Source organism: Burkholderia sp. 4NA327C6 (assembly GCF_005502655.1).
Taxonomy (GTDB): Bacteria; Pseudomonadota; Gammaproteobacteria; order Burkholderiales; family Burkholderiaceae; genus Burkholderia; species Burkholderia contaminans.
Genome location: NZ_SCNZ01000019.1, coordinates 90,705 through 102,585, shown reverse-complemented (window position 1 = coordinate 102,585; position 11,881 = coordinate 90,705). Strand labels below are relative to the sequence as shown.

Below are 11,881 nucleotides of genomic sequence, written 5' to 3'. Positions count from 1 at the left end.
CTTTCACTGGGCCGCGCTGGGGCGCTCCAGTTGCCGTGCGACGATGTCGATCACTCGGACGGGCGCTATCTCGAGTTGTAAATCATGATCCGTCACGAGCGCCGAAAAGGTGAGAAAAGCGGCGGGATCGAATCCGTAGCGGCCTACCTCGCCCGATTCATATGCGTTGCCGGCGATGCGCTCGTACTCGTCGGCTGTATGCAGGCGTCGTCCGCCGTAGCCGAGCTCGCGCAGCAGCGCGGCGGCCATCGCCACGCGCAACAGGATGCGCAGCGCAGTCAGCGAGCCGGCGCCGGCGCGCAGCGCTTCGAGCTGAAGGTGATACTCCAGTGAGAGTGCATCGCGAATGGCCTTCGGTAAAGGCTGGAGTTCCGTCTTGTCCGCCCGCGACCGGACTCTCGACTGGTCGAGACGCTGCGCCCAGCCTCTCATCTTCGGCTCACCACCCGTCCGCACGCGTTCATCACGCCGTTCCGCCCACCGTCATGTCGTCCACGCGAACGGTAGGCTGCCCCACGCTCACCGGCACCGACTGGCCGGCCTTGCCGCACACGGCACGGCCCGTGTCGAGTTCGAGGTTGTTGCCGACCATGCCGATTTTCTGGATCGTTTCGAGCCCGTTGCCGGTGATCGTCGCGCCTTTCACCGGTGCGCAGAGCCTGCCGTTTTCGATCAGGAATGCTTCTGATGCCTCGAACACGAACTGCCCGCTCGTGATGTCGACCTGCCCGCCCTCGAGCCCCGCCACGTATATCCCGCGCTTCACCGACGCAATGATCTCCTCGTGTTCGCAATCGCCGTTGAGCATGAACGTATTGGTCATGCGGGGCATCGGCAACACCGCATAGCCCTCGCGCCGGCCATTGCCCGTCGGCTTCATGTTCATCAGGCGCGCACTGAGCGCGTCCTGCATGCAGCCGCGCAACACGCCGTCCTCGATCAACACCGTGCGTTGCGTCGGACAGCCCTCGTCGTCGAAATTGAGCGAACCCCGGCGGCCTTCGAGCGTGCCGTCGTCGACGATGGTGACGTTACGCGCCGCCACGCGCTCGCCGATGCGGCCGGCGAACACCGAGGTCCTGCGGCGGATGCCGTCGGCCTCGAGACCATGGCCCACGGCTTCGTGCAACAGCACGCCGTTCCAGCCCGGCCCGACGACGACGGTCATTTTTCCCGCCGGGGCGGCCCGTGCATCCAGTTTCGTCAGCGCGGCGTCGACGCGGTCGCACACCAGCGTGCGGATGTCGTCATCCGACCACGAAGCGATCCCGTAGCGACCGCCGATTCCCCCGCTCGCGCTTTCGATCCGGTCGCCGGATTTGACCCGAACGTTGATCGCCAACCGCAGCATGGGCCGCACGTCGCCGACGCTGAGCCCGTCGCAACGCGCGACCCACACCGTCTCGTGCGTCGCGGCGAGCATCGCGTTGACCTCGACCACGCGCGGATCCTTCGAACGCGCCAGTTCGTCCACGCGCTTGAGCAGCGCGAGTTTCCGCTCCGCGCCGATCGCGCCGAGCGGGGCTCGCGGGACATAGATCGATCGCGCCGCCGCGAGACCGGCCGGTTCGCCGCGGGGCGCTGCGTGGGAGAGCTCGTCCGGTCCCGAACGAATCTGCCGCGCGATCGTGCGCAACGCTTCCGCCCCAATCCTTTGCGAACTCGCGAACGTCGCTTCCTCGCCGTTCAGCACGCGCATGCCGAATCCCGAATCGCACTGCCAGGCGCCGCCCCGCACAGCGCCGCCTTCGAGCGACCACGATTCCGCGATCGACTCCTTCAGATAGATGTCGGCGAAGTCGCCGGACTGCCCGAGCGCGCTGTTCAGCGCGGCGAACAAGTGCGTTTCGTCGATGCCGTGTTTGTCCAGCAGCCCCGCATACGCCGCGCGACGCATGTCGTGGAGCGAGGGGCCGCGGGTGTCGGTCAGGGTTTGGTTCGTGTCCAGCATAGTGTCGTACCGGTGTGTGACGGAAAAGGATGGTCGCGCGCACCGAGCGCGTCAGCTCCCGCCGATTCGCATTTCATCGATCAGCCACGAGCCCGTGCGGAAGCTTCCTCTGGTCGCGGTGTCGGCCCCCACGGCGAGCAGGCCGGAAAACATCGCATCCAGATTCGACGCGATCGTGATGCCGGTGACCGGAAAACTGATCTGGCCGTTCTCCACCCAGAACCCTTTAGCGGCACGCGAGAAATCGCCGGTCAGCCGATTCACGCCGCCGCCCGCCATCTCGGTGACGAACAAGCCTCGACCAAGCCTTTCCAGCATCGTGTCGATCCCGTCCGAGTTGGCGGTTTTCGCGCTACGCACTTCGAGGTTGTGCGGGCCCCGGCCGTTTCCGGTCGGTGCCATGCCGAGGCGCCGGGCGGCATACAAGCCCAGAAAATAGCCGCGCAACACACCTGCCTCGACGACCGATCGCCGGGACACGGCAACACCGTCCGAGTCGAAGCAGCGACTCGCCATGCCTTTCGGGACGAACGGATCTTCGTACACCTGAATGTGATCGGCAAAGATGCGAGTACCGAGACGGTGGCTCAGGTATGAGCCCGTCCGATAAAGCGCATCGCCGGATGCCGCGTTGACGAACTCGCCGAGTAGCGACATTGCGGCCAACGGCTCGAACAACACGGAGCAACGCTGCGTTTCGACCTGCGTGCTGCCCAGCAGCGCGAGCGCGCGCGTCGCGGCTTGCGTGCCGATCCGTGCGGGTGCGTCCAGGTCGGCATAGGCGCGCGCGCCGTCGCTCCAGAATCCCATCTGCTTCTCGCTGGTGCCTGCCGCGACAGGCATGCACGACAAAAAATGCGTGGACCACGGCACGCTGTGCCCAAACCCCTCGCTGGTCGCAAGCAGCGACAACCCCGCGGAAGTCCCGACGCTGGCACCGTTGGTCGTCACGATGGCCGGGCTCGTGGAGAACGCGGCCTCTTCCGCGCAACGGGCGTCTTCGAGCATGTCATCGAGCGACAGATCGAGCGGATGATACAAGTCCAGATCGATGAAGTCCGTCGCGAGCAAGTCCGCCTGAGCCAGGCCGGCGGCGGCATCGGCGTCCGTGACCGACGCGATGTCGATGGCCGCCGCGACCGCGCCGGCGAGACCGTCGGCGGACAAATCGGACGAGGTCGTCGCACCGCGTCGGCCATTGCGATAGACCACGAGCGAGACAGCCGAAGACAGTCGAAGGCTTCGTTCGGCCGGCACCCGGTTGCGCACGGTGGCTGTCCGTGATTCGACATGATCGATCTCCACACGGACGCCGTCGGCCCCTGCGCGTCGGGCAAGATCGAGCGCACATTCGGCCGCCGCCTCCAGATTGGATTTCACGTTGCGCCACTGCGTACCGCCGTCATGCATGGAAATCACTCCGAGTGTTGAATTGCCGTGTGCCCGTGAATCCGACTTTCCGTCGGGACGTTTTCGCGTCGCTTCGAGCGGAAGCACATTGAAAACAGTGTATCGAGGGCGATCGAAATTTTTTTATGAAACAAATCGCCGTATCGCGGAATCGTGGAATCGTTTTGCGCGCGCGCCAGCGCATCCGGAATTTACGTTCGACGCGCGCCTTTTCGACGATGATTCACGCGCAGCGCTTCGTCAGCCCGATCAAACGATCGCCGATGCTCGCGCCGACCTTTTTCAGGGCCTGCGTGCCATTGCCGTAGTGCGATCGAAACCGCGCAATGAGTTCGGCATCCACCAACCCAATTCGCTCGAGAGTCTTGTCGCCTTGCGAAGCCTCTTCGCCGCGCTCCACCGCGCGATTCGACGTTTCTTCCGCGAGCTGCATGAAGCGTCGGTCGTCATCGCGCGTCCAGTTGCAGGCCGCGCGCAACAACTCCCAATGCGCGCCCGCAAGGCCGAACATGAAATCGGTGACGATTGCGGCATCGCCGAGCGGTTGAGCGACCAACACGAGAAGCCGTGTCGCCAACGCGTGCGCAGCGCCAGCCGGGGTGGCATCGGCCTTCGCGAGCGCCTGCTTGATCGCGGCCAGCTCCGAATCGAGCGGCCCTTCCGCCCGAGCGGGGTCATGCTGCGCGGCAAGCCGATCTCGAATCGATAGCAACGTGGCGTCGCCGCGGATCAACTCGGTCATCTCGCCGCCGGACAGCAGATCCGTGAGCAGCATTTGCGGCAGCCGCGCGAGATTCGCACCCACCGGAACGGCATCCAGCCAGTGCGCGATGAACTCCGCGCCGTTCAGATGCGTGCTGCGATAGCTCGACAGTGATTCCACCACGGCCAGCACGTTCGCCGGAATGCCCAGCATCCTTGCGCAATCGTCCACGTCCGCGGTATTGCAGACGAACTGAATGGCGCTGCCGATTTCACCATCCCACATCGCTTCCGACGGCGCGGCCCGCTTGCGGTCCAGCCACGTGCGCAATGCGGCAAGGCGCTCCGCCTTGAGCTGGGCGTCGCCGCCGAACGCGTTCGGCGCAACGGCGATCGCCGCCGGCAACGGCGTGACGGAGCCGAGGTGATTGTCGATGAAGCCGGCCAGTTGCGTGGCGGAGCGATTACCGACCACGCGGCCGAGCTCCTTGCCGCCGCGCAGCAGGATCAGCGTCGGAATACCGCGGACACCGAATCGTTCGCGCACGCCGGCATTCTCGTCCACGTCGATCTTCACGAACGCCACGTTGCCTTCAAACTGCTCGCTCAATTTCGACAACGTCGGCGCGAGTGCCTTGCACGGACCGCACCACGGCGCCCAGAAGTCAATCAGCACGGGCAGCGGGTTGTTGATCACGTCGGCTTCGATTGTTTCCAGCGTCACTGATTTCAGATTGCTCATGGATCGACCTTGTCCTGTTTCACGTGTTGGCGCGCCGTGCATTGTTCAAATGCACGGCGTCGGTTGGGATCGTGGCGCTCAGCACAGCTGCGTTCCCGCGTATGCTCCGCTGCTGGTGTGTGCGCCCTCTGCTTCGTCGGCCGCATCCCGTCGTGCTTCCGGTGCGGGGAAATCGAGCGTCGTGTCGTGAAACGCCAGCAGTTCCTTGCGATGCGCGACGCTGACGACCGTGGCCTGAGGCAAACGCTCGATCAAAAGACCGTAAAGTTCCTTCTCGCTTTGGCTATCGAGCGCAGACGTGCACTCGTCGAGGAACACCGCGGAAGGTCTGGCGAGCAGCACGCGCGCAAATGCCACGCGCTGTTGCTCGCCGCCGGACAGCCGTGTGCTCCAGCGATCCTCGACATGGAGCTGGGAGGCATAGGCCGACAATCCGCACGCGCGCAGCAGTTCCTCGCACTCGCTGTCCGGGTACGCCGCAGCGTCGCGCGGATAGGTCACGGCCGCCTTCAGCGAGCCCGACGGGATATAGCTGCGTTGCGGCAAGAAGAACGTGCCGGCCGCCGGCCGCAGGATCGTGCCTTCGCCGTAGGGCCATAGGCCGGCCAGCGCCCGCAGCAACGTGCTTTTCCCGCATCCCGAGCGACCGCGCACGAGGCACCTCCGGCCGGCTGGGAGCACGAAGTCGGGCACGCGCGACAGCGTGTCGCCGGACGCGTCGCGCAAGACGAGCCCGCTCGCGGCGACCGCTCCTGTGCGGCTTTCGTGAAGCGCGATGTCCTGCCGCGGCTCATGCTCGCTCACGTGCAGGAATTCGCGCAAACGGTTGGCCTCCGCACGCCACGACGTAAACCCCGGATAGGCTTGCCAAAAAAATGCCAGCGACCCCGTGACTGAATTAAATGCGCTGTTCGATTTCATTAACCCGCCGAGCGTCAGTCCACCCGACATCAGTTGCGGCAGCATCAGCAAAGTCGGAATGATCGGAATGACCGAGCTCAACTGACCGACGATATTGTTAAAGAACGAGACGCGCGTCCTCACCCACAGCGTCGCGTAGAGATTCGATACCACGAAGCGAAACGATGCCTGCAGACGCCCATGCTCGGCCGTCCGCCCCTGAAAGAACGCGATCTGTTCCGCGAATTCACGCACGCCCACCATGAGCACGCGAAAATCGCCCTCGAGACGATGCTGTCTGGCCGTCAGCGTAATGAGCCGGCGGCCCAGATAATGCGTCGCCACGAAAATGACGCTGGTGTAGGCAAATGCGGCGAACACCAGATAACCGTGCAATACGTACGACGATCCGCCGACATCGACCTGCAACGGGCCACCCATGCGCCACAGCACGATGCTGAACGACACGACGCTGACCGGTACCGAAAGAAACCCAAGCCCCAGCAGCAGCGTGTCGTTGACGAACAGTTTCACGTCCTCCGCGATACGCTGGTCGACGTTCTCGAGTTCCCGGTCGCGTTCGATCCGGTAGTAGTTGTTGCGTGCGAGCCATTTTTCGGCGAGCCATGTCGTGAGCCACCGGCGCCAGCGGATCTGCACGATCTCCTGCAACACACCCCCCGTAATATGCACGGCCGCGCCGGCCATCGCCACGAGCAGGAAACGTACGAGCAGCTCCGGCAGCACCTTGAATCGGGACGCGCCGATCGCATCGTAGAACGTGCCGGTCCAGTTGTTGTTCCATAGCATCACGTACGTCGTGGCCCAACTCGACCCGATCACGAGCATCAGCAATATCAGCGAGAACACGCCTTCGCGCGTACGCCAGTACGGCAGCAGGAGACGCCACACCGGTGGAAAGCGGCGGCGTGCTTCCGCGTCTTCCGCGCGATCAATCGGGAAAGCGCGATTCACCGTCATTGGTGCGCCTCGGGCGGTTGCATCACGAAGTTGATCTTGTTGAGGCCGCCGCCCTGGAGCGCCGCGAGAATGGTCGCGACCTTGCCGTACTCGACGTGCTGATCCGCGTTGATGTTGACCGCCGGCGGCTCGCCCTTCGCCGCGGCCTCGGCCACGCGCGCCTTCAACGCCTCCGCATCGACCGGCTGCTTGTTCCACAGCACCGTCTTGTCCGCCGTGATCGACAGATCGATGTCCTGCGTCTTCGACACGGCCGGCTGCGCCGCCGCCTGCGGAAGATCGACTTTCACCGCCTTGTTGATGACGGGCAACGTCACGATGAAGATGATCAGCAACACGAGCATCACGTCGATCAGGGGCGTCATGTTGATGTCGTTCATGACGCCTTCGTCGCCGCCGCCCTCGGTAATCATTGACATGGCGGGCTCCTTCAGGCGGCGAGGTTGGGCGTCGCGCGCTTGGTCGCTGCCGGCGCGCCGACCGGCCGGCTGGCGTCGGCACGGGCCTTCGCGCCGGTGACGAAATACACGTGCAGCTCGTGCGCAAAGCGGTTCAGTCGATGGCTCACGCGCTTGTTGCCGCGGTTCACGTAGTTGAAGCCGAGCACCGCCGGAATGGCGACAAACAGCCCGATCGCCGTCATCACGAGCGACTCGCCCACCGGGCCTGCAACGTGATCGAGGCTGGCCTGCCCCGACATGCCGATCGCCATGAGTGCGTGATAGATGCCCCATACCGTGCCGAACAGCCCCACGAACGGCGCCGTGCTGCCGATCGAGCCAAGCACGGCCAGGCCGTTTTGCAACCGCGCGACTTCGTCGTCGAATGCATTGCGCAACCCGCGCGCCACCCATTCGCTCGCGCTCAGGCTTCCCTGCATCGACGGTTCATTACCTGAATGCTGCTCATTCGCTTCGCGCCCGGCAAGCACTAGCGCACGATAGGGATTGTCGCCGCCCTCGCCCAGCGCCTCGATGCCCTCGCTGATCGACGAGCTGGACCAGAAACGCGTTTGCGCGCGCTTGCCGAGCGATTCGAGGCGCCGATTGGCAAATCCTTTCGTTAGTATTACGAACCATGAGACGACCGACATCCCGATCAGGAAAACGAAGATGAAGCGGGTGACGAAGTCACCCTGTTGCCAGACGTTGGCGATGCCATACTGTTCCATGTGTTGCTCCGATTGGTGCGGGTTCAGTCGTTCAGGTTGAATGCGATGGGTTGGGTAGCTTCTACCGAGCGCGCGATGCCCGCCGTCTCGTACGGATGACAGCGCCCGGCACGGATCGCCGCGACGGCGGCCGCGTCGAGCAGCGGCGAGCCGCTGCTCTGCGCCACGCGCGCGGACGTCACCGCGCCGTCGGCGCCGATGCTCAGATGCACGACCACGGTGCCCTCCTGTTGCAGCCGCCGCGCTTTCGCCGGATAGTCGGGTCGCGGCATCTGGCATCCCAACTGCTTCAACTCGCCCGCGCTGATTTGCTTCGGCGCGTCCAGCAGGTTCGGCCCCGGCGCGGCTTGCGCGACAGGTTGGGCCGGCGCCGCTTCGGGTGCAGGATGGGGCGCCGGCGCCGGCGCGACCGGCTGCGTTTCGGCTGGTTTCGGCGTCTCCTGGGGCGCCGCTTCCACCGTGCGCGGGCTCGGCGCGTGCGACGCCAGCACGTGCGCCTTTTCCGGCTTTGCCGGCGCCACGGGTTTCGGCGGCTCGGTGCGCGGCTTGGGCGGCGCCGGCGGGGTTGGCGCAGGCCGCGGTGCCGGCGCGGCAACCAGTTGCACCTGCACCGTGCCGCCCGCGGGACGCCCGGCCTCGAGCCTGAGCGTCACCGCACTCTGGTGGACTGCAACGTACAGTCCCAGCGCATGCGCGAGCAGCACCCCTGCGGCACACGCGAGGCGGCGTGTGCGCGCATAAGGCGCCTGGGACGTGTTCTCGCGCACGGCGATGTCGTCCCAGGGGCGGGCGGGCAAGGAATCAGAAGTCATAGGTTCCGGTCAGCATGACCGTCCGCTCCGGACCCATCGGGATCAGGCTGGACGTCGTGCTGCTGTAGTAGAGCTTGCGATTGAACACGTTCTTGATCGAAAGATTCAGGCCGTACCCCTTCTTCCGATAGAACACGCCGAGGTCCGTCTCCACCTGGCTCGGGATGCGGTAGGCCGAGCCCGATTCGACGTACTGCCCGCTTGCAAAGAACAGCCCTGTGCCGACCCCGAAGCCCTGGAGTGCTTCGGTCTGGAAGTTGTAAGTCGCCCACAGGCTGGCGCTGTTCTTGGGTAGGTTCACCGCAAGCTTGGTGCCGGCGGGCTGCACGAAGTCGTTGTACGTGTAGGTACCGACCACGTTGACGCCGGGCAGCGGCTGGCCGTTGATCTCCGCTTCGAATCCGCGGCTGACGGCGCCGCCGGCAGGAAGATAGAAGCCGCGATGACGCGGATCGGCGACGTTGTAATTGCTGAACGAGGTGCGGTAAGCCGAGGTCGTGATGGCCAGCTTGTCGTCGAGCAGATTGAACTTCATGCCCACTTCGACTTGCTGGCTGATCTGCGGAGGCAGGATGCCGCCACCGAACTGAGGCGCCGAGCCAGGCCGGAAGCCACGGTTGTAGCTGGCATAAGCCGAAACCTCGGAGGTCAGTTCATAGAGCAGGCCGAGACTTGGGCTATAGGCGTTCTGATGGTTTCCCGGCGACGCCGTGCCGCCGATCGTACCCGTCAGGTAAGTGTCCCGCCTCACCGAAGCGAGCGCATGGAAATTCCTGTAGGAAAACTGATCCTGAAGATACAAACCCGTTTCCGTGTACCGACTGGCGGATGTCGGCGCAAGGTTACCCGTATCGGACGAGGGCAACGAAGGGGGGCCGAAAACGTTCGGAACGGAAATGAATTTCGAGGTCGTGGTATCGACCTGATACCGGTTGTAATGATTGAAATCCCACCCTGCTATCACGGTGTTCTTCACACCGCCGATATCGAACTTGGCTCGCAGGTAATTCTGGAAGCTCCAGCTGTAGTAATCCGAAATAGAATCGAAGTTGAAGAACGCCGCGCCGTTGGTCGGCGAGAGCGTCGTCGCCGTCGCCCAAGCCTGCTGCGTTTGCTGGGTACGCGTATAGGAACCCTTGCTCACGAAGGTCAGCGCCTTGCCGAGCTTCTGTTCGAGGTGAAAGAAAATACTGTCGGTTTGCGCGCCGAAGTGGTCGGACGGTGAGCCGAGCGGACGGTCGATATAGTTTCGGTAGATGTCGCCCGCGGCATAGCCGACCGTGAACTGCGGAACCGGCTGGCGATCGACCGTGCGCTCATAGCCGACCGTCAGGTCCGTGGTCGAATCCTTCCATTGCACGGTCGGCGCAAAGTAGAAATTTCTCTGGCCGTCATACCCCATGGCATTCTGGCCGACCCGCTCCCCCGAGATGATGAAGCGATACCGGAGCTTCTTGTCGTCGGTAATCGCGCCCGTGGTGTCCAGCGCGATCTGCGTGTCACCGTACGTGCCATAACCCAGTTTGATTTCGTGAAACGGGTCAGCCTGCGGCGTCTTCTTGACGATATTGATCACGCCTCCCGGCGGGCTGTTGCCGTTCACGATCGCCGACGGCCCCTTGATCACTTCCACGCTCGAGATCGCTATCGTCGGCGTGACGTTGGGCGCGGACCCGACAGTCGCAAGCCCGTCCGAAGTCAGATTTTCCGCTGCAAACCCGCGAATCATGTACTGCGGCACACCAAGCGGCCCCGGCCGCGTGACGACACCGGACGCATTCCTCAGCACATCGGAGAGCGACTGAGCGGCCTGGCTCTGGATCACCGCCGCGTTGATGACGCTGACCGATTTCGGCGTCTCGCTCAGCGGCACGTCCGAGCGCGCATAGGTGGACGACGATTCCGCGACGAAGCCGGTGCCGCCGGAGTCCCGGCTGGCCGCCACGCTGATGAGCGGAAGCGTGGTATCGACAGGCCCCACGGAGGCCGCCGCGGCCGACGCCGCAACGGGCGCCGCGGCAGCCGGCTTCGCAACCGCCTTCTGGATGGTCAGGCCACCGCTGCCCGTCGCGACGAGATCGAGACCGGTGCCCCGGAGCGCTTGTCGAATCGCGGCCTCGGCGGTATAGCTGCCCTCGACGGGCGACGATTTCAACGATTGCACGAGGCCCGCGTCGTAGCTCAACCTCACGTTGGCCGCCTGGGCGATTTCGACCAGCGTGCGATCCAGCGGACCGCTTGCGAGATGCCACGACTGCTGGGCAGCCTGTTGTGCATGCGCCGACGCCGCCATGAAAACCTGTGCAACGGCGACCGCGATGGCAACCCCTGATGCCTGGCTCGAGATAGCCCGGCGTGTTCCGATATTGAGCTTCACGTTTGAACCGCTCCCTTGTCGAATGTATTGGCTCTTCGTCCGTTCTATCAGTATTCCTACGCGTGACCACGTCATCATCGTGTCGCAAAGTACCGTCATGCTTTCAATCGGGCTTCGGTCAGCCTCTTGCCCGAACGCGTCATCGATGAAACAAGTCTATCGTCCGGGCCTGGAATGTTTTTTTAAAACAATTCGCTTGCGCTGCCCGTTTTGGAATTCCATTCCGCGGTTTCCGCCGCGCCGGTGAAATTCCGTCCTTCTCCGTTCCTGTCGATACACTGCCCGGCCCGTGCGGTCACAGCATGTAATCGAGCGGTAATACGGTGGTCTGTTTAATGGTCTCCATCGCGAAGCTCGAACTGACGTCGAAGATGTCGACGGCGCCGATCAAACGCCTGTATACGCTGTCGTACGCGTCGATATGCGGCACCACCACCTTGAGCATGTAGTCGATGTGTCCGCTCATGCGATGGACCTCCACCACCTCGGGGATCGTCTCCACGACGTCGCAGAAACGCCGCAACCATGCGGCGGTATGTTCCGCGGTCTTGATCTCCACCAGAACGGTCACGCCCACGTTGAGCTTCTTCGCATCCAGAAGCGCCACGCGACGCGCTATCACGCCGTCCTGCTCGAGCTTCTGAATGCGTCGCCAGCATGGCGTGGTCGAAAGATTCACGCGGTCGGCGATCTCGGCCACCGAGAGCGTGCTGTCCTGCTGCAGCACGGACAATATGGCCTTGTCGATAGCGTCGAACACAATGCCTCCACTCGAGTGCACGGGTTGATGTCGAGCGATTGATGCGCTCTTGATTACCTTGTGCAACGAGCGGCG

At 63.8% G+C, this 11,881-nt stretch carries 10 protein-coding genes; all 10 read right to left on the bottom strand.

The genetic code is table 11. The features are described 5' to 3' along the window. Positions 1-3: 3 nt before the first annotated feature. The gene (locus FFS49_RS20520; protein WP_105818450.1) at positions 4-432 is read right to left on the bottom strand and encodes a Fis family transcriptional regulator; all 429 of its coding nucleotides are present in this window, start codon (positions 430-432) and stop codon (positions 4-6) included. A 31-nt stretch (positions 433-463) separates the two neighbouring features. Next, positions 464-1,951 carry a metalloprotease TldD gene (gene tldD / locus FFS49_RS20515; protein WP_105818449.1) on the bottom strand — a complete coding sequence of 496 codons (1,488 nt, stop codon included), beginning with the start codon at positions 1,949-1,951 and terminating at the stop codon, positions 464-466. 51 nt (positions 1,952-2,002) lie between these two features. Next, positions 2,003-3,361, bottom strand: a complete 1,359-nt coding sequence (locus FFS49_RS20510) for a metallopeptidase TldD-related protein (protein ID WP_105818448.1) — start codon at positions 3,359-3,361, stop codon at positions 2,003-2,005. Positions 3,362-3,584: 223 nt separating this feature from the next. Further along, positions 3,585-4,847, bottom strand: coding sequence for a thioredoxin (trxA, locus tag FFS49_RS20505; protein ID WP_226285413.1), 1,263 nt, complete (start codon positions 4,845-4,847; stop codon positions 3,585-3,587). A 36-nt stretch (positions 4,848-4,883) separates the two neighbouring features. After that, complete coding sequence (locus tag FFS49_RS20500) at positions 4,884-6,686, bottom strand: ABC transporter ATP-binding protein/permease (RefSeq protein ID WP_105818446.1); 1,803 nt, start codon at positions 6,684-6,686, stop codon at positions 4,884-4,886. Continuing rightward, complete coding sequence (locus FFS49_RS20495) at positions 6,683-7,105, bottom strand: biopolymer transporter ExbD (RefSeq protein WP_105818445.1); 423 nt, start codon at positions 7,103-7,105, stop codon at positions 6,683-6,685. The genes FFS49_RS20500 and FFS49_RS20495 overlap by 4 nt, the downstream gene beginning before the upstream one ends. Before the next feature lie 11 nt (positions 7,106-7,116). After that, entirely contained in the window at positions 7,117-7,857 is a 741-nt protein-coding gene (locus FFS49_RS20490; RefSeq protein ID WP_105818444.1) for a MotA/TolQ/ExbB proton channel family protein, read from the bottom strand. 23 nt (positions 7,858-7,880) lie between these two features. After that, a complete protein-coding gene (locus FFS49_RS20485; RefSeq protein WP_105818443.1) occupies positions 7,881-8,669 on the bottom strand; it encodes an energy transducer TonB in 789 nt (262 codons plus the stop codon). After that, complete coding sequence (locus tag FFS49_RS20480; RefSeq protein WP_226285412.1) at positions 8,659-11,046, bottom strand: TonB-dependent receptor; 2,388 nt, start codon at positions 11,044-11,046, stop codon at positions 8,659-8,661. Before FFS49_RS20480 ends, FFS49_RS20485 begins: the two co-directional genes overlap by 11 nt. Positions 11,047-11,341: 295 nt before the next feature. Beyond that, positions 11,342-11,806 carry an Lrp/AsnC family transcriptional regulator gene (locus FFS49_RS20475; RefSeq protein WP_105818442.1) on the bottom strand — a complete coding sequence of 155 codons (465 nt, stop codon included), beginning with the start codon at positions 11,804-11,806 and terminating at the stop codon, positions 11,342-11,344. Between the last annotated feature and the right edge of the window lie 75 nt (positions 11,807-11,881).